This is a genomic window from Pseudomonas sp. S3(2024) (assembly GCF_036861315.1).
Lineage (GTDB): Bacteria > Pseudomonadota > Gammaproteobacteria > Pseudomonadales > Pseudomonadaceae > Aquipseudomonas > Aquipseudomonas putida_A.
In genome coordinates this window covers 17,261-42,275 of sequence record NZ_JAZAQQ010000002.1, presented here as the reverse complement: position 1 = coordinate 42,275, position 25,015 = coordinate 17,261, and the positions used below count along the sequence as shown (strand labels likewise).

General features: G+C 60.8%; 19 protein-coding genes, 2 tRNA genes and 3 pseudogenes. 12 read left to right on the top strand and 12 right to left on the bottom strand.

What is annotated here, in order from left to right; translation table 11 throughout:
• Positions 1-72 precede the first annotated feature (72 nt).
• The 5 genes from murI to hemA are packed head-to-tail and all read right to left on the bottom strand — an operon-like array spanning position 73 to position 4,802.
• Positions 73-864: a glutamate racemase gene (gene murI / locus VLA07_RS04910; RefSeq protein WP_247268110.1), complete on the bottom strand. Its 792-nt coding sequence runs from the start codon at positions 862-864 to the stop codon at positions 73-75.
• Positions 857-1,612, bottom strand: a complete 756-nt coding sequence (locus VLA07_RS04905; RefSeq protein WP_247268111.1) for a molybdopterin-synthase adenylyltransferase MoeB — start codon at positions 1,610-1,612, stop codon at positions 857-859. Before VLA07_RS04905 ends, murI begins: the two co-directional genes overlap by 8 nt.
• Positions 1,606-2,436, bottom strand: a complete 831-nt coding sequence (gene prmC, locus VLA07_RS04900) for a peptide chain release factor N(5)-glutamine methyltransferase (RefSeq protein ID WP_098965581.1) — start codon at positions 2,434-2,436, stop codon at positions 1,606-1,608. Before prmC ends, VLA07_RS04905 begins: the two co-directional genes overlap by 7 nt.
• Positions 2,437-3,519 carry a peptide chain release factor 1 gene (gene prfA, locus VLA07_RS04895; protein ID WP_330207772.1) on the bottom strand — a complete coding sequence of 361 codons (1,083 nt, stop codon included), beginning with the start codon at positions 3,517-3,519 and terminating at the stop codon, positions 2,437-2,439. It lies immediately after the preceding gene.
• Positions 3,516-4,802, bottom strand: a complete 1,287-nt coding sequence (gene hemA, locus VLA07_RS04890) for a glutamyl-tRNA reductase (RefSeq protein WP_027612235.1) — start codon at positions 4,800-4,802, stop codon at positions 3,516-3,518. Before hemA ends, prfA begins: the two co-directional genes overlap by 4 nt.
• Before the next feature lie 182 nt (positions 4,803-4,984).
• Between hemA and VLA07_RS04885 the strand changes: the two genes are divergently transcribed.
• From VLA07_RS04885 to ychF, 8 genes are all read left to right on the top strand, one after another.
• A complete protein-coding gene (locus tag VLA07_RS04885; protein WP_098965585.1) occupies positions 4,985-6,709 on the top strand; it encodes a tetratricopeptide repeat protein in 1,725 nt (574 codons plus the stop codon).
• A gap of 3 nt (positions 6,710-6,712) precedes the next feature.
• Complete coding sequence (gene lolB / locus VLA07_RS04880) at positions 6,713-7,330, top strand: lipoprotein insertase outer membrane protein LolB (RefSeq protein ID WP_027612237.1); 618 nt, start codon at positions 6,713-6,715, stop codon at positions 7,328-7,330.
• A gap of 3 nt (positions 7,331-7,333) precedes the next feature.
• Positions 7,334-8,185, top strand: a complete 852-nt coding sequence (gene ispE, locus VLA07_RS04875) for a 4-(cytidine 5'-diphospho)-2-C-methyl-D-erythritol kinase (protein WP_027612238.1) — start codon at positions 7,334-7,336, stop codon at positions 8,183-8,185.
• A gap of 37 nt (positions 8,186-8,222) precedes the next feature.
• Positions 8,223-8,297: transfer RNA gene (locus tag VLA07_RS04870), tRNA-Gln, on the top strand.
• Between the two features lie 45 nt (positions 8,298-8,342).
• Positions 8,343-9,284 (top strand): ribose-phosphate pyrophosphokinase, encoded by a 942-nt coding sequence (locus VLA07_RS04865; RefSeq protein WP_003171603.1) that lies wholly within the window; start codon positions 8,343-8,345, stop codon positions 9,282-9,284.
• Between the two features lie 141 nt (positions 9,285-9,425).
• Positions 9,426-10,028 (top strand): 50S ribosomal protein L25/general stress protein Ctc, encoded by a 603-nt coding sequence (locus VLA07_RS04860; RefSeq protein ID WP_095136806.1) that lies wholly within the window; start codon positions 9,426-9,428, stop codon positions 10,026-10,028.
• 169 nt (positions 10,029-10,197) lie between these two features.
• A complete protein-coding gene (gene pth, locus VLA07_RS04855; RefSeq protein WP_333988531.1) occupies positions 10,198-10,782 on the top strand; it encodes an aminoacyl-tRNA hydrolase in 585 nt (194 codons plus the stop codon).
• Positions 10,783-10,804: 22 nt separating this feature from the next.
• Positions 10,805-11,905, top strand: coding sequence for a redox-regulated ATPase YchF (ychF, locus tag VLA07_RS04850; RefSeq protein WP_047599160.1), 1,101 nt, complete (start codon positions 10,805-10,807; stop codon positions 11,903-11,905).
• A gap of 187 nt (positions 11,906-12,092) precedes the next feature.
• On the opposite strand, the gene VLA07_RS04845 is transcribed toward ychF, so the two are convergent.
• Entirely contained in the window at positions 12,093-13,310 is a 1,218-nt protein-coding gene (locus tag VLA07_RS04845; RefSeq protein WP_096797288.1) for an MFS transporter, read from the bottom strand.
• Between the two features lie 333 nt (positions 13,311-13,643).
• On the opposite strand from VLA07_RS04845, the gene VLA07_RS04840 reads away from it, so the two are divergent.
• Both VLA07_RS04840 and VLA07_RS04835 read left to right on the top strand, forming a co-directional pair.
• Complete coding sequence (locus VLA07_RS04840) at positions 13,644-15,701, top strand: methyl-accepting chemotaxis protein (RefSeq protein ID WP_330207771.1); 2,058 nt, start codon at positions 13,644-13,646, stop codon at positions 15,699-15,701.
• Between the two features lie 115 nt (positions 15,702-15,816).
• Positions 15,817-15,893, top strand: a tRNA-Met gene (locus VLA07_RS04835).
• A gap of 108 nt (positions 15,894-16,001) precedes the next feature.
• Here VLA07_RS04835 and VLA07_RS04830 read toward each other — a convergent pair.
• Positions 16,002-17,111, bottom strand: coding sequence for a DUF2817 domain-containing protein (locus VLA07_RS04830; protein ID WP_333988528.1), 1,110 nt, complete (start codon positions 17,109-17,111; stop codon positions 16,002-16,004).
• Positions 17,112-17,303: 192 nt separating this feature from the next.
• Between VLA07_RS04830 and ggt the strand changes: the two are divergent.
• Positions 17,304-19,207 (top strand): annotated as a pseudogene (gene ggt, locus VLA07_RS04825) (gamma-glutamyltransferase).
• A gap of 80 nt (positions 19,208-19,287) precedes the next feature.
• Here ggt and VLA07_RS04820 read toward each other — a convergent pair.
• The 4 genes and pseudogenes from VLA07_RS04820 to VLA07_RS27120 all read right to left on the bottom strand — a co-directional run.
• Positions 19,288-19,920 carry a LysE family translocator gene (locus VLA07_RS04820; RefSeq protein ID WP_103368559.1) on the bottom strand — a complete coding sequence of 211 codons (633 nt, stop codon included), beginning with the start codon at positions 19,918-19,920 and terminating at the stop codon, positions 19,288-19,290.
• A gap of 75 nt (positions 19,921-19,995) precedes the next feature.
• On the bottom strand, positions 19,996-20,595 hold the full coding sequence (locus tag VLA07_RS04815; RefSeq protein WP_108592402.1) for a flavin reductase family protein: 600 nt from the start codon (positions 20,593-20,595) through the stop codon (positions 19,996-19,998).
• A 153-nt stretch (positions 20,596-20,748) separates the two neighbouring features.
• Positions 20,749-21,186: pseudogene (locus VLA07_RS27125) on the bottom strand (methyl-accepting chemotaxis protein); the annotation flags it as partial.
• Positions 21,187-21,288: 102 nt separating this feature from the next.
• Positions 21,289-21,975, bottom strand: a pseudogene (locus VLA07_RS27120) (PAS domain-containing protein); the annotation flags it as partial.
• Between the two features lie 328 nt (positions 21,976-22,303).
• Here VLA07_RS27120 and VLA07_RS04805 point away from each other — a divergent pair.
• Positions 22,304-23,674, top strand: coding sequence for a GntT/GntP/DsdX family permease (locus VLA07_RS04805; RefSeq protein WP_333988523.1), 1,371 nt, complete (start codon positions 22,304-22,306; stop codon positions 23,672-23,674).
• A gap of 6 nt (positions 23,675-23,680) precedes the next feature.
• Here VLA07_RS04805 and VLA07_RS04800 read toward each other — a convergent pair whose 3' ends face one another.
• Positions 23,681-24,994, bottom strand: a complete 1,314-nt coding sequence (locus tag VLA07_RS04800; protein WP_333988521.1) for an MFS transporter — start codon at positions 24,992-24,994, stop codon at positions 23,681-23,683.
• Positions 24,995-25,015 lie beyond the last annotated feature (21 nt).

Here is a 25,015-nt window from a genome sequence, read left to right as displayed (position 1 = left end):
GATAACTCATCGCTATAGAAGCTAGCGCCTGATTAGAAGTTCAGCTGTTTTTTTAGTTATTTCACATTTTTTTTACAAGCTGAATTTTTCGACGTCGCCGGCAACCTGACCCAGCAGGGGCAGGGTCTTGCGGAAGAACGCGGGGTCGGCACTGGTCCAGAATCTGACCGGGCGGTTCGGCCCCTTGGCGAGCAGATCACGTTCGGCCAGCAACCGTTGCAGTTGCCGCGCTACGGCTGCGCCAGTGTCAATCAGGCTGATGCTGTCGGGAATCATCGTCTTGAGCATCGGCTTGAGAAACGGATAGTGAGTGCAACCGAGAATGATCGTATCGCAACCGTTGGCCAGCAGCGGATCGACGTAGTGCTGCAGCAACGTGCGCAACTCGGCGCTGTGCAGATCACCGCTTTCAATCAGTTCCACCAAGCCGGGGCACGGCTGGGTGATGACGCGAACGTCAGCAGCGAAGCGGTCGAGCAACGCGGCGAACTTGGCACTCTGCAACGTGCCGGTGGTGGCGAGTACGCCAACCACACCGCTGCGGGTAGCGGCAGCTGCGGGTTTGACCGCTGGCTCCATGCCAACGATCGGCCACTCGGGGAAATCCCGGCGCAGATCGGCAACCGCGGCCACCGTCGCCGTGTTGCAGGCGATCACCAGGGCCTTGGCGCCCTGCTCCCGGAAAAAGCCGGCCATCACATTGCAGCGCTGGCGGATGAACTCCGGAGTTTTCTCGCCGTAGGGAATATGCCCGCAATCGGCGAAATACAGCAGTGATTCATGGGGCAGCAAATGCTGGATTTCAGCCAGTACCGACAAGCCGCCAACACCGGAGTCGAACACCGCGATCGGCGCCTCACGCATGCTGCGAACCACAGACGCTGCACCCCGGATCACGCTTGACCCGCAATTCACGGAAGCGCGAACCCAAGGCATCGATCAACAGCAAACGCCCCACCAACGGTTCGCCAAAACCGACCAGCACTTTCAACGCTTCAAGCGCTTGCAGGCTGCCGACCAGCCCCACCAGCGGCCCGACTACACCGGCTTCGCTGCACGTCAGTTCGGCTTCGCTGCCATGCCCGTACAGGCAGTGGTAGCACGGACTTTCCGGGCGGCGCGGGTCGAACACCGACAACTGCCCTTCCAGACGAATCGCCGCGCCGCTGACCAGCGGCTTGCACGCGGCCACACACGCGGCGTTGACCGCTTCGCGGGTGGAAAAGTTATCGGAACAGTCGAGCACCAGATCCACCGCAACCACGGCGACGGCCAGGGAATCCTCGTCCAGCGCCTGACGATGAGGCACCAGTTTAATCTCGGGATTGATCGCGCTCAGGCGCTTGAGCGCCGAGTCGACCTTGCTCATGCCGACGCTGTCGGTGTCATGAATGATCTGGCGCTGCAGGTTGGTCAGGTCGACCGTGTCGAAATCCGCCAGATGCAACTCACCGACACCGGCCGCCGCCAGATACAGCGCGACCGGGGCGCCGAGACCGCCAAGGCCGACAATCAGCACACGGCTGTCCTTCAGCTTCAGTTGCCCATCGATATCGATGTGTTGCAGCAGAATCTGCCGGCTGTAGCGCAGCAATTCCTGATCATTCAGCACGGCAGGCGCCCCAGGCTGATCCGTTGATGGCCGCCCAGATCGGTGCGGCTGTGGACTTGTTCAAAACCACGGGTGAGCAACAGATCACGCACGGCTTCGGCTTGATCATAGCCGTGTTCGAGCATCAGCCAGCCGCCGGCTTCCAGATGATCCGGAGCCTGGGCGACAATCAGGCGCAGATCGTCGAGCCCGTCGACACCGGCCACCAGCGCACTGGCCGGTTCGAAGCGCACGTCGCCCTCGACCAGATGCGGGTCGGCAGCCGCGATGTACGGCGGGTTGCTGATGATCAGATTGAAGCGCTGGCCTTCGAGGGCGCTGAACCAGTGGCTGCTCAGCACCGTGGCGTTGTTCAGGTTCAAGCGCTGACGGTTGCGTTCGGCAAGGGCCACGGCTTCCAGCACGCGATCCACCGCCGTGACGTTCCACGCCGGGCGTTCGCTGGCCAGGGCCAGGGCAATCGCGCCGCTGCCGGTGCCCAGATCGAGGACTTTCGCCGGCGTTGCCGCCAGCAGTTCCAGTGCGGCCTCGACCAGCAACTCGGTGTCTGGGCGCGGGATCAGAGTGTGCGGCGCCACTTCCAGATCGAGCTTCCAGAACCCCTGCTGACCAAGGATGTAGGCCACCGGCTCGCCACTTCGACGCCGTTGCAGGTACTCGGTAAAAATCAGCACCGCTTCGCTGGGTACGATGCGCTCGGGCCAGGTGTGCAGGAAGCTTCGCGATTTGCCCAGTGCCGCGGCCAGGAGCAATTCGGCATCCAGGCGCGCGGTGGGCGAGTCCGGCAATTCGGCAGCGCGCAACAGACTGGCAATGATGGTCATTTATTCACCTATCGCTGCAAGTTGGTCGGCCTGGTATTCGGCCAGTAAAGGCTCGATCACCGCTTCAACGCCACCGGCGAGAATTTCATCGAGGGAGTACAGGGTCAGGTTGACGCGATGGTCAGTGACCCGGCCCTGGGCAAAGTTGTACGTGCGAATGCGCTCGGAACGGTCACCGGAACCCACCAGCAACTTACGCTCGCTGGCAATCGCATTCGCCGCCGCTGCGGTTTGCTGATCGTTGAGCTTGGCCGACAGCCAGGCCATCGCCCGGGCACGGTTCTTGTGCTGGGAACGTTCTTCCTGACACTCGACGACGGTGCCGGTCGGTATGTGCGTGATGCGGATCGCCGAGTCGGTGGTGTTGACGTGCTGACCACCGGCCCCGGAAGAACGATAAGTGTCGACACGCAGATCCGCCGGGTTGATCTCGATGGCTTCGCGCTCGTCCGGTTCGGGCAATACCGCCACGGTGCAGGCCGAGGTGTGGATACGGCCCTGGGATTCGGTGGCGGGTACACGCTGTACGCGGTGCGCGCCGGACTCGAATTTCAGCTTGCCGTAAACGTTGTCGCCTTCAATGCGGGCGATGACTTCTTTATAGCCACCGTGCTCGCCTTCGTTTTCCGAAAGAATCTCCACACGCCAGCCACGTCGCTCGGCGTAACGCGAGTACATGCGGAACAGATCGCCGGAGAAGATCGCCGCCTCGTCGCCACCGGTACCGGCGCGAATTTCAAGAAAGACGTTACGCCCGTCATTGGGATCCTTGGGCAGCAACATGCGCTGCAGATCATCTTCCAGCCTGATCAGCAATTCCTTGGCTTCGCGGACTTCTTCCACGGCCATTTCACGCATGTCCGGGTCGCTGTCCTTGAGCAGCGCCTGGGCGCCTTCAAGATCACTTTGTACGCCGAGCAGCTTTTTGTAGCCTTGTACCACCGGCTCGAGTTCGGCGTATTCCTTGGAATAGGCGCGGAATCTGGCCTGATCGACAATGACTTCGCCGTCGCCGAGCAGCGCGGTCAGTTCCTCGAAACGGTCCTGGAGGGTGTCCAGCTTGTTGAGCAGTGACGCTTTCATTGCGGTTTTTTATCCGAAAAACTATCCGGTGAGCCCTCGAGGGCAAAGAGTTCCTGGGCCATGGCCAGCGCATCGAGGCGGCCTTCGGCAGAAAGCTTTTTCAATTGCACGCTGGGCGCATGCAGCAGTTTATTGGTCAGGCCGCGGGCCAGTTGCCCGAGCACATCTTCGGCGTTGCCGCCGTTGGCCAGCAGACGCAGGGCTTTTTGCAGCTCCTCGTCGCGCAGGCGTTCGCTTTGTTGCCGATAAGCCTTGAGCACATCGACCGCCGCCAGCTCACGCAGACGCACCATGAAATCGTCGGCGCCGACCGAGACCATCTCTTCCGCCGCCTGGGCTGCGCCCTGACGACTCTTGAGGTTCTCGGCGACCACTTCGTGCAGATCGTCGACGCTGTACAGGTAAACGTCGTCGAGTTCGCCGACTTCCGGCTCGATGTCGCGGGGTACGGCGATGTCGACCATGAAGATCGGCTTGTGCTTGCGCTGCTTCAGCGCACTTTCCACCGCGCCCTTGCCGAGAATCGGCAACTGGCTGGCGGTCGAACTGATCACGATATCGCTGCGCACCAACTCCGCCGGAATGTCCGAGAGCAGCACCGCGTGGGCACCGAACTGCTCGGCCAGCAGGCTGGCACGTTCCAGCGTACGGTTGGCGACCACGATGCGCTTGACCCCCAGCTCATGCAAATGGCGGGCGACCAGCGTGATGGTCTCGCCAGCGCCGATCAGCAAGGCCTGGCTGCGTTGCAGATCGCTGAAAATCTGTTTGGCCAGGCTGACGGCGGCAAACGCCACGGACACCGGGTTTTCGCCGATGGCGGTGTCGGTACGCACTTGCTTGGCGGCATTGAATGTCGCTTGAAACAGCCGCCCCAGCAGCGGGCCGATGGTCCCGGCCTCACGCGCCACGGCGTAGGCCGATTTCATCTGGCCGAGAATCTGCGGTTCGCCCAGCACCAGCGAGTCGAGCCCGGAGGCGACGCGCATCATGTGACGAACTGCCGCATCATCTTCATGCACATAAGCACTCGCGCGCAGCTCATCGAGGCTTAAATGGTGATAATCGGCCAGCCAGCGCAGAACCAGATCAGCCGAAACCTGATCCTGTTCTATATACAGCTCACTGCGATTGCAGGTGGAGAGGATCGCAGCTTCGCGGCTGTCGGTGAGTCGGCAGAGCTGCTGCAAGGCCTCCACCAGCTGCTCAGGGGTAAAGGCCACGCGCTCGCGGACGTCTACTGAAGCAGTCTTGTGGTTAATACCGAGTGCAAGGAAGGCCATTCAAGGTCGCTGATGGTGACGTTAAGCCGGCAATTGTCCTACTTCGTCAGATTCAGAACAACTACCGCTGACTATTGTCCCAATTGTCGGCCACTATAAAGGCCACATTCGAGACTCGGTTATGTTTGGCCGAAGGCTTGTGTCATGATGATCCGACCGCAGGTTAGTCGTCCTCTTCCTATATGAATAGATCTTCCGCGTTGCTCCTTGCTTTTGTCTTCCTCAGCGGCTGCCAGGCCATGGCACCCGTTTCGCCGGACGGTACCCCGCCGGTCGAAGACACCGCGTCCCCGCCTGAAAAACCCAAGGTTTACAGCTCGTTCAGCGAGGAAACCGTTTTCAGCCTGCTGAGCGCCGAACTCGCCGGCCAACGCAATCGGTTCGACATTGCCCTGGACAACTACGTGACCCAGGCGATCAATACTCAGGACCCGGGGGTTTCCGAGCGCGCGTTCCGCATCGCCGAATATCTCGGTGCCGACCAGCCTGCGCTGGATACCGCCCTGATCTGGGCAAAAAACGCCCCGGACGACCTTGAAGCGCAACGCGCCGCCGCCGTACAACTGGCCCGCGCCGGGCGTTATGACGACTCCATGGTTTATATGGAGAAAGTCCTGCAGGGCAAGGGCGACACCCATTTCGACTTCCTCGCGCTGTCGGCCGCCGATACCGATCAGGAAACCCGCAACGGCCTGATGAAAAGTTTCGACCGTCTGCTACAGCGCCACCCGAAGAACAGCCAGCTGATTTTCGGCAAGGCCCTGCTGCTGCAACAGGATGGCGACAATAAAGCCGCCCTGACACTGCTCGAAGACAACCCGCCGGAAGAAGGCGAGATTGCGCCGATCCTGCTGCGCGCGCGTCTGCTGCAAACCATGAATCGTGGCGACGAAGCCCTGCCGCTGTTGCGGAAAAGCATCAAGAAATACCCGGACGACAAACGCCTGCGCCTGACTTATGCGCGCACGCTGGTTGAACAGGACCGGATGGATGACGCCAAGGTCGAGTTCTCCACCCTCGTTCAGCAATACCCGGAAGACGACGAACTGCGTTATTCGCTGGCACTGGTGTGCCTGGAAGCCAAGGCCTGGGACGAGGCCAAGGGTTACCTGGAAGACCTGATCGCCCGGGAAAGCCACGTTGACTCGGCGCACCTGAACCTGGGTCGCATCGCCGAAGAACGCAACGACCCGCAGGGCGCGCTGATCGAATACGCGCAGGTCGGCCCTGGCAATGACTATCTGCCGGCGCAACTGCGTCAGGCCGATATTCTGATGAACAACGGCAAGACCGCCGAAGCCCAGAGCAAACTCGCCGCCGAACGCGATGCCCAGCCGGATTACGCGATCCAGCTGTATCTGATCGAATCCGAAACCCTGTCGGCCAACAAACAGGACGACAAGGCCTGGAAAACCCTGGATAAAGCGTTGCAGCAATACCCGGACGATCTGAATCTGCTCTACACCCGGGCCATGCTCGCGGAAAAACGCAATGATCTGGCACAGATGGAAAAAGACCTGCGCCTGATCATCAAGCGCGACCCGGACAACGCCATGGCGCTCAATGCGCTGGGCTACACCCTGTCCGATCGCACCACCCGCTACGCTGAAGCCAAGGCCCTGATCGAACAGGCGCACCAGATCAATCCGGAAGACCCGGCGGTACTCGACAGCCTCGGCTGGGTGAATTTCCGCATGGGCAATCTGGACGACGCCGAGAAATATCTGCGTCAGGCGCTCGAGCGTTTCCCGGACCACGAAGTCGCCGCGCACCTGGGCGAAGTGTTGTGGGTCAAGGGCAATCAGCGCGAGGCCAAACAAGTCTGGGGCAAGTACCTCAAAGATCAGCCCGACAGCACCATCCTGCGCAGCACCATCAAGCGCCTGACCGGATCCGAGACTCTTTAACTCATGTTTTTGCGCCACGTTATTGTTTTCAGCTTCATCGCCCTGCTCGCCGGTTGCGCGGGCTTCGGCGCTCGCGAATCGGTCGAGGGCCACGGCAGTCCGGCTCAGTGGGCCGCGAACAAACAACAGCTGGCCGGCCTCGACGGCTGGCAGATCGACGGCAAGATCGGCATTCGCGCGCCGAAAGACTCCGGCAGCGGCACGCTGTTCTGGCTGCAACGTCAGGACTACTACGACATTCGCCTGTCCGGCCCGCTGGGTCGTGGCGCGGCACGTCTGACCGGGCGCCCGGGCAAGGTTTCGCTGGAAGTCGCCAATCAGGGCCGCTATGACTCCGAGTCACCGGAAGCGCTGCTCGAAGAGCAACTCGGCTGGAAGCTGCCGGTATCCAATCTGGCCTGGTGGGTCCGTGGCCTGCCGGCCCCCAGCAGCAAAAGCCGTCTGACCCTCGATAACGACAGTCGCCTGGCCAATCTGGAACAGGACGGCTGGAAAGTCGAGTACCTCAGCTACGCCGAGCAAAACGGTTACTGGCTGCCCGAGCGGATCAAGCTGCACGGCACCGATCTGGACGTGACGCTGGTGATCAAGACCTGGCAACCGCGTAAATTGGGGCAATAAAGCATGACCGCTCCACGCCTGACGCTGCCGTCGCCGGCCAAGCTCAACCTGATGCTGCACATTCTCGGACGCCGCGCGGACGGCTACCACGAATTGCAGACGCTGTTTCAGTTTGTCGATTACGGCGACGAAATCACCTTCGCCGTGCGCGATGACGGCGTGATTCATCTGCACACCGAATTCGCTGGCGTGCCCCACGACAGCAACCTGATCGTGCGCGCGGCGAAAATGCTGCAGCAACAGTCCGGCTGCACACTCGGCATCGACATCTGGATCGACAAGGTGCTGCCCATGGGCGGCGGCATCGGTGGCGGCAGCTCGAATGCGGCGACCACCCTGCTCGGCCTCAATCACTTGTGGCAACTGGGCTGGGATGAAGATCGCCTCGCCGCGCTGGGCCTGTCGCTCGGCGCCGACGTGCCGGTTTTCGTCCGTGGTCACGCGGCTTTTGCCGAGGGCGTGGGCGAGAAACTGACCCCGGTCGACCCCGAAGAACCGTGGTATCTGGTGCTTGTGCCGCAAGTCTCTGTAAGTACGGCAGAAATTTTTTCCGATCCTTTGTTGACACGTAACACGCCGCCCATTAAAGTGCGCCCCGTTCCCGAGGGAAACAGTCGAAATGACTGCTTGCCGGTGGTTGCAAGGCGTTATCCAGAAGTACGTAACGCATTGGATTTGTTAGGTAAATTTACCGAAGCAAAACTCACCGGAACTGGAAGTTGTGTGTTTGGGGGCTTCCCAAGCAAAGCTGAAGCTGATAAAGTCTCGGCCCTTCTGACAGAGACCCTTACAGGGTTTGTAGCGAAAGGAAGCAACGTTTCGATGTTGCATCGCAAGCTGCAAAGTCTGCTCTAAAAGGAATCAAGTGCCAGGCACTTGAAGCAACAGATACAGGGGCGTCGCCAAGCGGTAAGGCAGCAGGTTTTGATCCTGCCATGCGTTGGTTCGAATCCAGCCGCCCCTGCCATTTTCTATACTCATCCAGGTTACCCTCAGCCTCTAGGTACTGCGCGTGTCCAAGATGATGGTCTTTACGGGGAACGCTAACCCCGATCTGGCTCGGCGTGTTGTACGTCAGCTGCATATCCCTCTCGGTGACATCTCTGTCGGTAAATTCTCCGACGGCGAAATTACTGCCGAGATCAATGAAAACGTTCGCGGTAAAGACGTTTTCATTATTCAGCCGACTTGCGCTCCGACCAACGATAACCTGATGGAACTGGTAGTGATGGCTGATGCCTTCCGCCGCTCCTCGGCTACTCGTATTACTGCTGTTATTCCTTATTTTGGTTATGCCCGTCAGGATCGCCGTCCGCGTTCCGCACGTGTGGCTATCAGCGCGAAAGTCGTTGCTGACATGCTTACCGTAGTCGGCATCGACCGTGTTCTCACGGTTGATCTGCATGCTGACCAGATTCAGGGTTTCTTCGATATTCCGGTAGATAACATCTACGGCTCCCCGGTTCTGGTGGATGACATTGAAGATCAGCGCTTCGAAAACCTGATGATCGTGTCCCCGGACATTGGTGGCGTCGTGCGTGCACGGGCCGTTGCCAAATCCCTGGGCGTGGATCTCGGGATCATCGACAAACGCCGTGAGAAAGCCAATCACTCTGAAGTGATGCATATCATCGGTGATGTCGAAGGGCGTACCTGCATTCTGGTCGATGACATGGTCGATACCGCCGGCACTCTGTGCCACGCGGCCAAGGCCCTGAAAGAGCATGGCGCAGCCAAGGTCTTTGCCTACTGCACACACCCTGTGCTGTCGGGTCGGGCCATCGAGAATATCGAAAATTCCGTGCTGGACGAGCTGGTGGTGACTAACACCATCCCGCTGTCCGCTGCAGCACAAGCCTGTGCACGTATCCGTCAACTGGATATCGCACCGGTTGTTGCCGAAGCGGTTCGCCGCATCAGCAATGAAGAATCGATCAGCGCGATGTTCCGTTAAGGGCCCTGCCCTTCTCGAAATGTCTCGTTGACGAAAAGCGCCCCGCCCCGGCATACCTGTCGGGGCGGGGCTTTTTTGCCCATACCGTGTTTGGCGCTGGTCGCAAACGCCACTCGGTCATGGCTATTTTGGAGATACAAAATGAACGATTTTACTCTGAATGCTGAAGTGCGTTCCGACCTGGGGAAAGGTGCGAGCCGCCGCCTGCGTCGTCTCGCCGCTCTGGTTCCAGCTGTTGTTTACGGTGGCGACAAAGCCCCTGAATCCATCAGCATGCTGGCCAAAGAAGTTGCCAAACTGCTCGAAAACGAAGCGGCTTACAGCCACATCATCGAGCTGAACGTTGGTGGCAAGAAACAAAACGTCGTTATCAAAGCCCTGCAACGTCACCCGGCCAAAGGCCACGTGATGCACGCTGACTTCGTACGCGTTGTAGCTGGCCAGAAACTGACCGCTATCGTTCCTGTGCACTTCATCAACGAAGCTGCTCCAGTGAAGAAAGGCGGCGAAATCTCGCACGTTGTTGCCGAGATCGAAGTTTCCTGCCTGCCAAAAGACCTGCCTGAGTTCATCGAAGTCGACCTGGCTGACGCTGAAATCGGCACCATCGTTCACCTGTCGGACCTCAAAGCTCCTAAAGGTGTCGAGTTCGTTGCTCTGGCACACGGCGATGACAAGGCAGTAGCCAACGTCCACGCTCCACGTGTTGCTCCAGAAGCTACCGAAGAAGGCGCAGCAGAGTAATTTCACTCTGTTCGTCGGAGTGAGTGAAACATCGCGGACTGGAACGTAGCGAGAAAGCGGGCGAGAACGCGGAGTTTACATTCATGGTAAATGAGCAATTTTCGTCCACTTTCACCGCCTTCACTGATCGCGGCGATGTTAACCACCACTCCAAGGAAGGGCCCCTATCGTGACTGCCATCAAACTGATCGTTGGCCTGGGTAATCCAGGCGCTGAATACGAACAGACCCGGCATAACGCAGGGGCCCTTTTTGTTGAGCGTATCGCCGCCGCGCAAGGTGTGAACCTTGTGGCCGATCGCAAATATTTCGGCCTGACCGGGCGCTACTCGCATCAGGGTCAGGATGTTCGTCTGCTGATTCCCACCACCTACATGAACCGCAGCGGCCAGGCCGTGGCGGCACTCGCCGGTTTCTTCCGCATCAAGCCTGAAGAAATCCTGGTGGCGCACGACGAACTCGACCTGCCTCCGGGCATCGCCAAGCTCAAGCAGGGCGGCGGCCATGGCGGTCACAACGGGTTGCGCGACATCATTGCGCAACTGGGCAATCAGAATACTTTCTACCGCCTGCGGCTTGGCATCGGCCACCCGGGCGTCGCCAGTATGGTTTCAAATTTCGTCCTGGGTCGTGCGCCACGCGCCGAACAGGAAAAACTCGATGCCAGCATCGACTTTGCCCTCGGCGTGCTGCCGGATATCCTCGCCGGTGAATGGAACCGCGCGATGAAAAACCTGCACAGCCAGAAGGCCTGACTCTAATCCGAGGGGAAACACCATGGGATTCAATTGCGGCATCGTCGGCCTGCCTAACGTCGGCAAGTCCACCCTGTTCAACGCCCTGACCAAATCCGGTATCGCGGCCGAGAACTTCCCCTTCTGCACCATCGAGCCGAACAGCGGCATCGTGCCGATGCCGGATCCGCGCCTGGAAGCCCTGGCGGCCATCGTCAATCCGAAGCGCATCCTGCCGACCACCATGGAATTCGTCGACATTGCTGGCCTGGTGGCCGGCGCGTCGAAAGGTGAAGGTCTGGGCAACAAGTTCCTGGCCAACATCCGCGAAACCGACGCCATCGCTCACGTGGTGCGCTGCTTCGAAGACGACAACGTGATCCACGTTTCCAACAGCGTCGACCCGAAGCGCGACATCGAAATCATCGACCTGGAACTGATCTTCGCCGACCTCGACAGCTGCGAGAAGCAACTGCAGAAAGTCGCGCGCAACGCCAAGGGCGGTGACAAGGACGCCGTGGTTCAGAAAGCTCTGCTTGAGCAACTGATCGCGCACTTCACCGAGGCCAAGCCTGCGCGCAGCCTGATGAAGAACATGAGCGCTGACGAAAAGTCGGTGATCAAGGGCTTCCACCTGCTGACCACCAAACCGGTCATGTACATCGCCAACGTCGCTGAAGACGGTTTCGAGAACAACCCGCACCTGGACGTGGTCAAGGCCATCGCCGAAGAAGAAGGCGCCATGGTGGTTCCGGTGTGCAACAAGATCGAAGCGGAAATCGCCGAGCTCGATGACGGCGAAGAGAAAGACATGTTCCTCGAGGCCTTGGGCCTGGAAGAGCCTGGCCTGAACCGCGTGATCCGCGCCGGCTACGAAATGCTGCACCTGCAGACCTACTTCACCGCCGGTGTCGAAGAAGTCCGCGCCTGGACCGTCCGCGTCGGTGCCACCGCACCACAAGCTGCTGGCGTGATCCACACCGACTTCGAGAAAGGCTTCATCCGCGCCGAAGTCATCGCCTACAACGACTTCATCCAGTACAAGGGTGAAGCCGGTACCAAGGAAGCCGGTAAATGGCGCCTGGAAGGCAAGGACTACATCGTCAAAGACGGCGACGTGATGCACTTCCGCTTCAACGTGTAAGCGACACGCCCAAGAAAAAGCCGCGTTTGATACGCGGCTTTTTTGTGCCTGACAGATTTGTTTGCAACACCACCAATCCCCCTGTGGGAGCGGGCTTGCTCGCGAAGGCGGTGGGTCAGCCACATTAATATCGACTGATATACCGCCTTCGCGAGCAAGCCCGCTCCCACAGTTGGAATTGTGTAGGTCAGGTTTTTTTGGTGCGTGGCAGGAAGATCGCCAGCACGCCAAACAACGGCAAAAAAGAGCACAGGAAATACACGTACTCGATACCGTGCACATCCGCCAGATGCCCCAGCAGCGCAGCACCAATCCCGCCGAAACCAAACATCAAGCCGAAGAACACCCCGGCGATCATCCCGACATTGCCCGGCACCAGTTCCTGCGCGTAAACCACAATCGCCGAGAACGCCGAGGCGAGAATGAAGCCGATCACCACGCTGAGGACAGTGGTCCAGAACAGATCGACGTGCGGCATTAGCAACGTGAACGGCGCCACGCCGAGGATCGAAAACCAGATCACCGCCTTACGCCCGATCTTGTCGCCGATCGGCCCGCCAAAGAACGTCCCCGCCGCCACTGCTCCGAGAAACAGGAACAGGTGCAGTTGCGAACTGGCCACCGACAGGTCGAACTTCTCGATCAGGTAAAAGGTGAAATAGCTGGTGAGGCTGGCCATGTAGAAATACTTGGAAAACACCAACAGCCCCAACACCACCAGCGCACTGATCACCCTGCCCTTCGACAACCCGTGAGTCGCCGCCTGCCCGGCCTTGAGCTTGAACAGGTTCAGGTGATGGGCGTACCAGCGGCTGATGCGATACAGCACGAACAGCGCAAACACCGCGAACAGACCGAACCACGCCACGTTGCCCTGACCGAACGGAATGATGATCGCCGCCGCCAGCAACGGGCCGAACGCAGAACCGGCGTTACCACCGACCTGGAAGGTCGATTGCGCCAGACCAAAGCGTCCGCCCGAGGCCAACCGCGCGATCCGCGAAGCCTCGGGGTGGAAAGTCGAGGAGCCGATACCGATCAGCGCCGCCGCCAACAGAATCAATGGAAAACTGCCGACCACCGACATCATCACGATGCCAATCAGCGTGCAGATCGAACCTGCCGGCAACAGCCACGGTTTCGGATGGCGGTCAGTGTGATAACCGACCCACGGCTGCAGCAACGATGCTGTCAGTTGAAAGGTCAAGGTAATCAAACCGACTTGGGTGAAGCTCAAACCATAGTTGGCCTTGAGCATCGGATAGATCGACGGCAGCACCGACTGAATCAGGTCGTTGATCAAATGCGCCAGCGCCACTGCGCCGATGATACGCATCACCAACGGGCTGCTTTGCGGAGGAGCGGACGCCGAGGCAGCGGCGGTCTGAACGTTGCTGATAGCCATGAAAGTTTCCGTACAGCAGATGGGAGCACGCAGGCAGGTGCGTCAATGTGCCATTTTTCGGTGCGCCAGCGCCATCCCCTTAGCCAGCTAACTAACTGACTGACCGTCGCACGCAAAGTGATAGCTCAACGCCATGGTCTGAATCTTGCCTTGCTTCTCCCTTCGAACGCGGCGGCCTTACAAAGGCCTCCGAGAATGGGAAGTTTCGCTACAGAGCCGGCCTACAGAGCGGGCGAGAGTGAACTTTCGAGGCCTTTTAGCAGGGCACGACATCCAGGTCACACGACCGCGATGCACGCCATTGGTGCGTGGTGTCCAGAGGAGTCATGAGGCATGCAGGCTTTCTTGTCACCGGGGATCAAATTGCTGGGGCGGTTTGGATTCGCGCGTAAATTCCAGTTGTTGTTTCTACTGTTCATTCTGCCGTTGGCCGGCAGCCTGTTGATGATCGGCCAGGACTATCGCGACAGGCTCAACCTGATTTCCGGCGAACGCGCCGGCGTACGCCAGTTGCTCAGCCTTGATGCGCTGGACAACCTGCTCGCCGCCCAGCGTGACCGCGCCGCCCGTTGGCGCGCCACCGAAACCAATCGCCAGCCAACCCCGGCGACCCTCGCCGCCATGGCGGCGTTTGACGCGGTGCAACCAGCCGTCCAGCAAGCCACCAGTGATTTGGGCAACGCGCTGAAAAATGAAGGTGCCGAAGGCGAAACCCTCACCCGCTATCAAGCCCTGCAAACCGCGCTCGGCGGTCTGGATTCGAAAAGCCTGAGCGGCGTCGGTTGGTGGCCGGACGGTTACGACCGTTTCACCAATGCTCTCAGCGCCCTGCAAGCCTTGCGCGAGCAAATCGTCATGGACAACCGCCTGACGCTGGCGCCATGGCTGGAAACCTATCTGCTGACGCAGATCTCCACGCAGCACGCACCGGATCTGATCGAGCGCGTGGGTCGACTCGCCGCCGTCGGTCAGGCTTCGGTGGTCTCGGGACAATTCACCCTGCAAAGTCGCTTGCAGCTGCGCGATCTGCGTGGCCGCATCGGCGACGCCCGCGAGCAGCTTGTCAAAACGGCAGGCCTGCTCGAAGCGCGCCTGCCGAGCGATCTGCAAACCTGGGCCGGTCAATACCACGACAGCCTCAAGCGTCTGGACGCTGGGCTGAAGGTGCTGGATGACGGCGTGTTCGGCGGCAGCATTACCCTCAAGCCTGAAGACTTCGAACGCAGCCTCGATGCTCTGCTGGGTGATCTCGCCTCGTTGCGCCAGCAATCGCTGCTGTCGCTGGATCAGCGTCTGGACGCCTACCACGCCTCGGCGATTCGCCAGTTCATCGTGGTCGCCGCCGTGTTCGGTTGCCTGTTGCTGGCGGCGCTGTACCTGTTCGTCTGTCTGCAGGCTTCGATCCGCCGCAGCGCCAGCGGCATCACCCTGCTCGCCGAAGCGCTGCGTGACGGCAATCTCAGCCTGCAAGTGCCGGTGGTGGGCCGCGATGAGCTGGCGGCGATCAGCACCGCGCTCAACGTCGCGGTGGTTCAACTGCGCGCGAGCATGCTCGGGGTCGATCACGAAACCTCACAACTGAGCCACGCGGTGCGCAGCCTCAACGATCATTCCAGCGGCGCGCTGAGCGAAGTCGAGGCGCAGCAATTGCAGATCAGCCAGATCGCCGCCGCTGCCACGCAACTGGCCGCCACTTCGCAAGGTGTGGCGCAGAGTTGCGAACAGGCTTCCGGCAGCGCCCAGCACACCCGGCGCATCGCCGCCGACAGTAGCCGCGACAGCCAGCGCACCACGGCGAGCATTCAGCAGCTCAATCAACGCCTCAACGAAACCGCAGCGGCACTCGGTCGAGTCAGCGAACAGGGCCAGCAGATTCAACTGGTGGTCGACACCATTCGTGGCGTCGCCGAGCAGACCAATCTGTTGGCGCTCAATGCCGCAATTGAGGCGGCACGGGCCGGCGAACAGGGACGCGGCTTTGCCGTGGTCGCCGATGAAGTTCGCAGCCTGTCGCAGCGCACCCAGTCATCGACCGCGCAGATTGCCGGCACGGTCGATAGCCTGCGCGCCACGGTCAACGAAGCGGTGAGCCTGATGGAGGCCGCGTGCGGCCAGGCACAATCGGATGCTGAAGCCGTGACCGGTCTTGGTGAACGTCTTGGTGAAATCGCCAGCGCGGTGCAAAGTGTCACTGACACCCTGGCGCAGATCGCCACCGCCGTTGAGGAACAGGCGAGCACCGCCGATGAAGTCAGCGGCAATATCCAGCAGGTCGATCAGGCGGCGATGCGTTTGCTTGAAGGTGCGCGGGCGGTGAACCTCGCAGCGGACACGCTGAGCCAAGGCAGCCATGCGTTGAGCGCCAATACCGCGAGATTCCAGCTGCGTTGACGCCCTGCCCGCCCCCGATTTCCGGGGTCGGAGGATAAGCGGTTGAAAATAAGAAGAAATATTTTAAATTTACGCTTGACGCTTTTCCATTTCAGGGGAATAATGCGCGCCACTTGGCTACATAGCTCAGTTGGTTAGAGCATAGCATTCATAATGCTGGGGTCCGGGGTTCAAGTCCCTGTGTAGCCACCAAGTACTAAAAACGGCTTACCGAAAGGTAGGCCGTTTTTTTATGCCTCGAGAAAACCGCCCTCTGTGGTGAGGAGAAAAACCCTCACCACAATGCCAATCCTGACCTATTCAGGTCTGCTCTGCCGACAGGGCCATCAGCCCCTTCGCCCAGATCTGCCGAGTACGCAACCCGACCATCGCCCGCCAATCCGGATCGGCCGGATAGAACTGCTCCAGCAGTTTCAACTTGATCGCCCGCCCCGTCGCATCCAGCGGATCGCCATGCAGATGCAACCAGTGATCATCGCGCAAATAACGATGCACCTCCGGGCCCGGATAGGTTCCGCATTCGATCACGAACGGCATCAGTTGCACGCCCGGCAACGCAATGAGCAATGCCTGTGAGGTGTAGCCGGTAGCCGTCGCTGCGACACCGGTTTCGCTCAACGTTTCGGCGCCGGTGTGCAAGGTGTACAACCATGGGCCGTAGATCGACTGTGCTTGCGCCAACGCCGGATAAGGCGCCTGGGTGATGGTCAGCAACATCGGATGACCGTATTCGCCGGCGCCGGTGTGCAGGTCGAAACACATCACGGTTTGCGCGCCTGCCAGATGCGCGTCGATGATCTGATGCAACGTGCGATTAGACCAGCTCGGCGCGCGGCCGCCATAGAACAGTCCATCGGGATGACTGTGCTGACCGCCCTCGACAATCGACATCACCGCCGGCCAGCCGTGTTCGGCAATCTGTGCGTCGAGCAAAGCGTCGGTGCGCTGACGCTCGGGGCCGTGCAACTCGGTGCAGGCGTAGATCTCGTGCAGCGTGGCGTAGGCGCGGTTGTCCGGTAGCGATCCTGCGAAATCCAGGTGATTGCGGTTGAGGTCGATATTGTCTTCGTTGACCCGCCGCAGCCACGCCGTACCCCAGGGGTTGATCAGGTGAATCATCACTACCGCGACATCCTTAGGCAGCGAGCCCGGCACGAAAGTCTTCAGCCAGTCGATCTGGCAATCCGAGCCGTAATAGCCCTCGACTCCGTGAGTGCCGCTGAGCGCCACCAGCCGGCGCTTTGCCTGCGGATTACCGAGCACCGCGACATCGGTGCTCAGGGGCTCGCCAAAGGGGCCGCAACGCGGGTGCGCATACGAAGTGAGCGTGGCGCCAGCGGCGTTGGCGGCGGCAAGAAACCGTTCACGTTGATCGCGGTAACTGGACTCGGTGGGAAACTCGCTGTGCATATCGGCCTCTTGTGTTTTTTATGGCTTGACCTTTGTAGGAGTGAGCCTGCTCGCGATAGCGGTGGGTCAGTCAACTTGGATGTTGAATGTTATGACGCCATCGCGAGCAGGCTCACTCCTACAGGGGGATATTTGCGGTCGTTCTATTGAGTTTGACCCTAGCGAACATCCGCCCGAAAAAGAAAGACAAAAATGCCCACCGGTTTGCGTCGCGACCGAGCGGTCGATAAAGTCCGTCAGACCTTTCACCCCACGGACGGAGAGCCCCACGTGTTTCCAGCCCTGCCCCTAAGCCGCTTTCGCCTGCCTGCCCTGACGCTGATCATCAGCGCCCTGACCCTCACCGCGTGCAACGCCCCGCCCTCCTCGACCTTGCCGCTGGCGCCGGAAGCCGCTTCCGGTTACCGCACCGACCTGCAGACCCGCCAAGCCAGTAAACACATGGCCGCTGCCGCCAATCCGCTGGCCGCCGAGGCCGGTCGCGAGATGCTGCGCAAGGGTGGTTCGGCGATTGATGCGGCGATTGCCATGCAGGCGGTGCTGACCCTGGTCGAGCCGCAATCCTCCGGGATCGGTGGCGGTGCGATGATCGTGTTGTGGGACGGCAAACAGGTGCGCACCTACGACGGACGCGAAACCGCCCCGGCGGGTGCCACCGAGAAGCTGTTCCTGCAGGCCGACGGCAAACCGATGCCGTTCCCGCAGGCGCAGATCGGCGGGCGCTCGGTGGGTACTCCGGGCGTGCTGCGTGCGCTGGAAATGGCACACAAACAACACGGTCGCCTGCCATGGGCCACGCTGTTTGAGCCGGCGATCAAACTCGCCGAGCAGGGCTTTGCGATTTCACCGCGTCTGCATTCGCTGCTGGAATCCGACCCGGTAAATCGCCGGACATGGCCGCCTACTTCCTCAACCGCGACGGCAGCGTCAAAGCCGTCGGCACCCGTCTGCAAAACCCGGCATTGGCCGCCGTGCTCAAGCGCATCGCCACCGAAGGTCCGGACGCGCTGTACAAAGGTCCGATCGCCGAAGAGATCGTCGCCAAGGTGCAGGGCCACGCCAATCCCGGCAGCCTGTCACTGAATGATCTTCAGCGCTATCAGGCCAAGGAGCGCGCGCCGCTGTGCACCGACTACAAGCGCTGGCAGGTCTGCGGCATGCCGCCGCCGTCGTCGGGCGGGATCGCCGTGGCGCAGATTCTCGGCACCTTGCAGGCGCTGGAAAGCCGCGACCCGCGTCTGTCGCTAACACCGCTCAAACCGGTGAAAACCGACAAACCCGCCGGCATCGAACCGGCACCACAAGCCGTGCACCTGATCGCCGAAGCCGAACGCCTGGCCTACGCCGACCGCGCGCAATACGTCGCCGACACCGATTTCGTTCCGGTGCCGATCAAAGGCCTGGTCGACCCTGATTATCTCGCCAGCCGCGCCAGCCTGATCGGCGAACGCAGCATGGGCAGCGCCAAGCCGGGCACACCGCCAGGCGTGCAGGTGGCCTACGCGCCGGATCGCTCGCCGCTGCGCATCTCCACCTCGCAAGTGGTCGCCGTGGATGATCTGGGCGGCGCGGTGTCGATGACCACCACCATCGAAGCGGCGTTCGGCTCGCACCTGATGGTTCAGGGCTTTTTGCTGAACAATCAGATGACCGACTTCTCGTTCATCCCCGAAGAGAACGGGCAGAAAGTCGCCAACCGCGTCGAACCCGGCAAACGCCCACGCTCGTCGATGGCGCCGACACTGATCTTTGACCGCAACAGCGGCGAATTCCTCGCCAGCGTCGGCTCGCCGGGCGGCTCGCAGATCATCGAATACGTGGCCAAGACCACCGTCGGCCTGCTCGACTGGAACCTCGACCCGCAAAGCGCCATCAGCCTGCCCAACTTCGGCAGCCGCAACGGCCCGACCGAACTGGAACAAGGCCAGTTCAGCCCGGCGTTGATTCAGGCGATGAAGGATAAGGGACATGTTGTGAATGAAATCGACATGACCAGCGGCACGCAGGCGATCGTGCGGGTCAAGGATGCGCAAGGGAAAGCCTCGCTGGAAGGTGGCGCGGATCCACGGCGTGAGGGGGAAGCGTTGGGGGATTGAGGTTACGCAGGAAAAACAAAAGGCTTACCGCGAGGTAAGCCTTTTTTATGCAACGGGTTTAACGCGCAATATCACCCGGCTCAGCGATTAGCCACCAAATGCGCCCCAAACAGCAAATAACAACCACCGGCCAAACGATCCAGCCATTGCCGCGACCGTTCGTAAACACTCGCGATCCGGCGGCTGGCGAAGAACAGCGCGACGCTGCAATACCAACTGAACGACAGCGTGGCCATGGTCAGCACGGCCAGCGTCAGCAGTAGCGGCGGGACGTGGGCCGGCATCGCGGTGGCGAAGATGGTGGCGACGAACAGTGCCGACTTGGGGTTGGTCATGTTGCCCAGAAAGCCTCGCCCGTAGGCGCCGAGCAGGGTCTGTTGCGACTCATCCAGCGTACCGGCGGCAATCGGCGCTTTGCGTTTGAACTGCTTGAGGCCGAGCCAGATCAGGTAGCAGCCACCGGCGATCTTGAAGCTCAGGTACAGGGTTGGCGCCGCGCTGAACAAGGTCTGAATACCCAAACCGCCGGCCAGGCCCCACAGCACGGTTCCGCTGGCGACGCCGAGCGCCGCGACCACACCATGACGGCGCGAGCGGCTGACCGCCAATTGGGCGATGTTGAAAAAGTTCGGGCCGGGGGTGACCACCGCGACCGTCCACAACAGCGCCAGCGACAGCAACGGGGCGAGATAGCTGGAAAGCGAAAGGTCCATGGGGCGAGCGCCTGATTGGTTCGACAATGCCCCACACCTTGCTACATCCGGCGCGCGTTTTCCATCAGATGCAGGTCACAGCGGCAGGGTTTTACCGTCCACCGCATCGCCAATCGTCAGGAAATGCCCGCCGGCCACGTGGTGCAGCGTGCGCAAGCCATCATGCCCGTCGAAATGCCAGCGCCCGTCGCTGAACACCCGCTCATCGGCCTGGGCTGCGATGACTTCGGCGAGGAACAGGTCGTACTGCTCGTGGTTGCGCGGTTCCGGCAGCAAGCGGCATTCGAGCCAGGCCACGCAGCCTTCGAGCAGAGGCGCCTCGACGGTTTCACCGGCGAAGGTTTGCAGGCCATAAGCCTGAAACTTGTCCTGTCCCTGATTCTGCCGGATCTCCAGCCCCGAGGTATTGCCGACGGTTTGCACGATGTCAGCCTGATTGACGCACGGCACGTTGAGCACAAAAGTGCCGGACGCTTCGAGCAACTGGCGGGTCCAGGTGGACTTGTCGAGGACGACCGCAACTTTCGGCGGTTCGAAATCCAGCGGCATCGCCCAGGCGGCGGCCATGATGTTGCGCTGGCCGTCATGGGCAGCGCTGACCAGCACGGTCGGCCCGTGATTGAGCAGACGATAGGCTTTGTTCAGGGGCACCGGGCGGCGGTGGGAAGCACTCATGGGGATCTGCTCCGGGGAAAAAGGAGAAGATTGTAGCGCCATCTTCAACTGTAGGAGTGAGCCTGCTCGCGATCGCAGTAGTTCAATCAACATGGAGGTTGAATGTCAGACCGATATCGCGAGCAGGCTCACTCCTACAGGGTTTAGTACAGGTCAGTTAGAGAGTTGATTGGCAAACTGGCCGACCGCATCCACCACTTTCTGCGCGCCGTCCTGGATCTCGACGATCACCGTGCCCGCTTCCGCCGCCAGCGCCAGGCCCTGCTCGGCCTGCAGCTTGCCATCGGTCATCAGGGCCACGGCGTTGCGCGCCATTTCCTGGTTCTGCCGCACCACAGTGACGATCTCTTCGGTCGCCTGACTGGTGCGCGAGGCCAGTTGCCGCACTTCGTCGGCAACCACCGCAAAGCCCCGGCCCTGTTCCCCAGCGCGAGCCGCCTCGATGGCGGCGTTGAGCGCCAGCAGGTTGGTTTGTTCGGCAATGCCGCTGATGGTTTTGACGATGGTACCGATCACCTGCGACTGCTCGTTCAGCGCCTCGATGCCCTCACCGGCCGCCTGCATGTGGCGCGACAGATCACGCATCACATTCACTGCCTCGGTGACCACCGTAGTGCCACGTTGCGCAGTGCTGTCGGTTTGCTGCGAAGTGCTGTAGGCAATGCTGGCCGCGTCGGCAACCGCTTGTTCGCGGTTGACCTGATCGGTAATCACCGTGGCGAACTTCACCACTTTGTACAGTTTGTTGTTGGCATCGACCACCGGGTTGTAGGACGCCTCCAGCCACACCGTACGACCATGGCTGTCGACGCGCTTGAAACGGTTGGCGACAAATTCACCGTTGTTCAGGCGACGCCAGAAATTCTGGTACTCGGCGCTGTTGTACTCCTCGGGCGTACAGAACATCCGGTGATGTTTGCCTTTGATCTGCGCCAGGCTGTAACCCATGCCCTGCAGAAAGCGCTCGTTGGCATTCAGCACATTGCCATTGAGGTCGAACTCGATCACCGCCGTCGAACGCACCAACGCGCCGATCAGGTTTTCGTGTTCGCGGGAGGCTTCGATGGTGCGGGTCAGGTCGCTGGAGAAGATCGAGAAATGCTTGATCCGCCCGTCCGAAGAGCGCACCGGCTGCACGATGGAGCGCAGCCACGCCTCTTCGCCATTACCACGCAACAGGCGCACGGCTCCGGCGAAATGTTCGCCACGGGTCAGTGCGGCCTTGAAACGATGATGAAAGTCGTCGGCCTTCACGTGCGCCGGAACGATGTCATCAATGGCGCGCCCCACCAGATCCTGGCTCTTGTAGAGCATCTCGCCGAGGAAGTTCTGATTGACCGACTGAATCCGGCCATCAGGTTCCAGAGTCAGCACCAGCATCTCGCTTTCCAGGCTTTCCTTCACCTGCAGCAGGCTGGAGAGTTCTTCACGAAGAGTGGCCAGCTCTTGCTTGAGGCGTTTGTTGAACATGGGGAAATACCGATAGGCAGGGTAGAAAGCGGGATGCAGCTTAACCATCGGCCTTGGAAAACTTTTCTGAAGAGCGTTTGAGACCGGCCAGTCAAAAATAATCCCGCCGGGCTTTTACTCCTATCGATCACTCCACTGAGCCGTTACAAAAGCCGCCGCTCTGGCCCGGCCACTTCAGGTATTCTCGGGAATATTGCAACAACATGTTGCAGGTATCCGCCCGATAAGGAGTGCCGTTTTGGATTTATCGACCGCTGCCTGGATGGTGCATGACACCCGCCTGATTCTTTGCTGTCTGGTGGCGATTGCCACCATCATCGTCCTGATCAGTGCCACTAAACTCCCGCCCTTTCTCTCGATCCTGATCGGCACTTTTATTGCCGGTGTCGGCGCCGGTCTGCCACCAGAAGACGTGGCCAAGGCGTTCAGCAAAGGCGCCGGGGCGATTCTCGGAGAAGCGGGGATCATCATTGCCCTGGGTTCGATGCTGGGTGCGCTGATGGCCGAGTCCGGCGCGGCCGACCGCATCGCCTCGACCCTGCTCGGGCTGGGCAAAGGCAAGTCCCTGCCGTGGGTCATGGCATTGGTGGCGATGGTGATCGGCCTGCCGCTGTTCTTCGAAGTGGGGCTGGTGATGATGGTGCCGATCATCTTCGTCATGGCCCGCCGCTCGGGTCAGCCATTGTTGAAAATCGCCATTCCGGCGCTGGCCGGGATGACCACCCTGCATGCCCTGATGCCGCCGCATCCCGGGCCGCTGATCGCGGTCAGTGCGTTGCATGCCGACCTGGGGCTGACCATGTTGCTGGGCTTCAGCATTGCGATTCCGGCGGTGATTCTGGCGGGGCCGATCTACGGCAACTGGCTGTCGAAACGCATGCACGTCGATGAACCAGCAGAGCTCGGCGCACTGTTCAGCGCCCCGCCGAAAGCGCCGCGCCAGCCGAGTTTCGGCCTGTCGCTGCTGATCATTCTGTTGCCGGTGCTGCTGATGCTCGGCAGCACCCTGGCCAAAGTCGCGATGCCCCCCGAAAGCAGCGTCGCCCTGACACTGAAGTTCCTCGGCGAACCGTTGGTGGCGCTGGGCATTGCGGTGATGGCGGCGGTGATCTGCCTCGGCTGGGCCAACGGCATGCCGCGCGAACAGGTCGGTGGCACCCTGCGTAAAAGCCTCGCGCCAATTGCCGTGTTGCTTCTGACCATCGGCGCTGGCGGCGGCTTGAAGCAGACCTTGCTGGACGCCGGTGTCAGCCAGACCATCAGCAAAGTCGCCGAAGGTGCGCACCTGCCCTACCTGCTGCTGGCCTGGCTGATTGCCGTGGCACTGCGTCAGGCTACGGGTTCGGCGACCGTCGCCACGACCACGACGGCGGGGATTCTGGCGCCGATGATGGCCGGACTCGCCGCGACGCAAAGCTCACTGGTGGCGCTGGCGATTGGCGCCGGCTCCGTGTTCTTCTGCCACGTGAATGACGCCGGCTTCTGGATGGTTCGCGAGTACTTTGGCTTGCAACTCAAACAGACCATCTGGGTCTGGTCGATTCTGCAAACCATTGTCTCGGTGGTGGGACTGGTGGGGACGTTATTGTGGTGGCACTGGTTGACCTGACACTCGTCAGGAACAGGGCGCCACGGCTTGGCGCCCGACACTGCTCATGCGCGAACCGAAATACGCCGCGCTGACAATGCCGACTGCGCCCATCACCGCACAGAACATCACGCAGATCCACGGACTCCACGGCATCAGACCAATCAGCAACAGCGGTGTGATGCTCGCCCACGCGGCGTAGGCAATGTTGTAGGTGAAGGAGATGCCCGACACGCGAATCCGCGCCGGAAACAGTCCGACCATCACCGATGGCACCGCGCCGACCACACCGCAGGCCAGACCGGCGATGGCATACGCCAGCCCCACCCAATTGCCGCCCATGATCAGACAGCTATAAAGCACACCAATGCCCAACGGCAGCAGCAGGCTATAAAGCATGACCGTGCGCCAGGCACCGATGCGGTCGACCAGCAACCCGGCAATCACACAGCCGATGTTGAGGAAGACAATGCCCAACGCGCTCAGGGCAAAGGTGTGACTGGCGCTCATGCCGAAGGTTTTCTGCATCATGGTCGGGGTGATGACCACGAACACCACCACCGCCGACGTCAGCACACAGGTCAGCAGCATCGCCGGCAACATCGCCAGACGATGCTCGCGCAGCACCGTGCGCAGCGGCAGTTCGACCCGCGCTTCACGCTGGGCTTCCATGGCCATGAACACCGGGGTTTCGCTCAACCAGCGGCGCAGGTAGACACCGATCACGCCGAACACACCACCGAGCAGGAACGGATAACGCCAGGCGTAATCAAGGATTTCCGCCGGGGTGAACACCTGCGCGAGGAACGTCGCGGTCAGCGCGCCAATCAAGTAACCAAAGGTCAACCCGGCCTGCAAAAAGCCCAGCGCGTAACCGCGATGCCCGGCAGGCGCGTGCTCGGCGACGAACACCCAGGCGCTCGGAACTTCCCCACCCACCGCCGCGCCTTGCAGGATGCGCAGCGCCAGCAACAGCAGCGGCGCGAGATAACCGATCTGGGCATAAGTCGGCATGATCCCGATCAGCAGGCACGGCAGCGCCATCATCAGGATGCTCAGGCTGAAGACCTTTTTCCGGCCCAGGCGATCGGCGAAATGCGCCATCAGGATCCCGCCCAGCGGGCGCGCCAGATAACCGGTGACGAAGATCCCGAAGCTTTGCAGCAGACGTAGCCACTCGGGCATTTCCGGCGGGAAGAACAACTGGCTGAGGGTCAGGGCGAAGAACACGAAAATGATGAAATCGTAGATCTCCAGCGCCCCGCCGAGTGCCGCAAGACCGAGGGTCTTGTAGTCGGAGCGGCTGAACGGCGCCGGTCGGGCTGTGGATTGGGCAGTCATGGCAAAGAACTCTGGCAGGCA

Bases quoted from the DNA above. Each gene is read 5' to 3' on its own strand.
- murI (WP_247268110.1), bottom strand. From the start codon at position 864: ATGCGTGAGGCGCCGATCGCGGTGTTCGACTCCGGTGTTGGCGGCTTG.
- prmC (WP_098965581.1), bottom strand. From the start codon at position 2,436: ATGACCATCATTGCCAGTCTGTTGCGCGCTGCCGAATTGCCGGACTCG.
- prfA (WP_330207772.1), bottom strand. From the start codon at position 3,519: ATGAAAGCGTCACTGCTCAACAAGCTGGACACCCTCCAGGACCGTTTC.
- hemA (WP_027612235.1), bottom strand. From the start codon at position 4,802: ATGGCCTTCCTTGCACTCGGTATTAACCACAAGACTGCTTCAGTAGAC.
- VLA07_RS04885 (WP_098965585.1), top strand. From the start codon at position 4,985: ATGAATAGATCTTCCGCGTTGCTCCTTGCTTTTGTCTTCCTCAGCGGC.
- lolB (WP_027612237.1), top strand. From the start codon at position 6,713: ATGTTTTTGCGCCACGTTATTGTTTTCAGCTTCATCGCCCTGCTCGCC.
- ispE (WP_027612238.1), top strand. From the start codon at position 7,334: ATGACCGCTCCACGCCTGACGCTGCCGTCGCCGGCCAAGCTCAACCTG.
- VLA07_RS04860 (WP_095136806.1), top strand. From the start codon at position 9,426: ATGAACGATTTTACTCTGAATGCTGAAGTGCGTTCCGACCTGGGGAAA.
- ychF (WP_047599160.1), top strand. From the start codon at position 10,805: ATGGGATTCAATTGCGGCATCGTCGGCCTGCCTAACGTCGGCAAGTCC.
- VLA07_RS04845 (WP_096797288.1), bottom strand. From the start codon at position 13,310: ATGGCTATCAGCAACGTTCAGACCGCCGCTGCCTCGGCGTCCGCTCCT.
- VLA07_RS04840 (WP_330207771.1), top strand. From the start codon at position 13,644: ATGCAGGCTTTCTTGTCACCGGGGATCAAATTGCTGGGGCGGTTTGGA.
- VLA07_RS04830 (WP_333988528.1), bottom strand. From the start codon at position 17,111: ATGCACAGCGAGTTTCCCACCGAGTCCAGTTACCGCGATCAACGTGAA.
- VLA07_RS04820 (WP_103368559.1), bottom strand. From the start codon at position 19,920: ATGGACCTTTCGCTTTCCAGCTATCTCGCCCCGTTGCTGTCGCTGGCG.
- VLA07_RS04815 (WP_108592402.1), bottom strand. From the start codon at position 20,595: ATGAGTGCTTCCCACCGCCGCCCGGTGCCCCTGAACAAAGCCTATCGT.
- VLA07_RS04800 (WP_333988521.1), bottom strand. From the start codon at position 24,994: ATGACTGCCCAATCCACAGCCCGACCGGCGCCGTTCAGCCGCTCCGAC.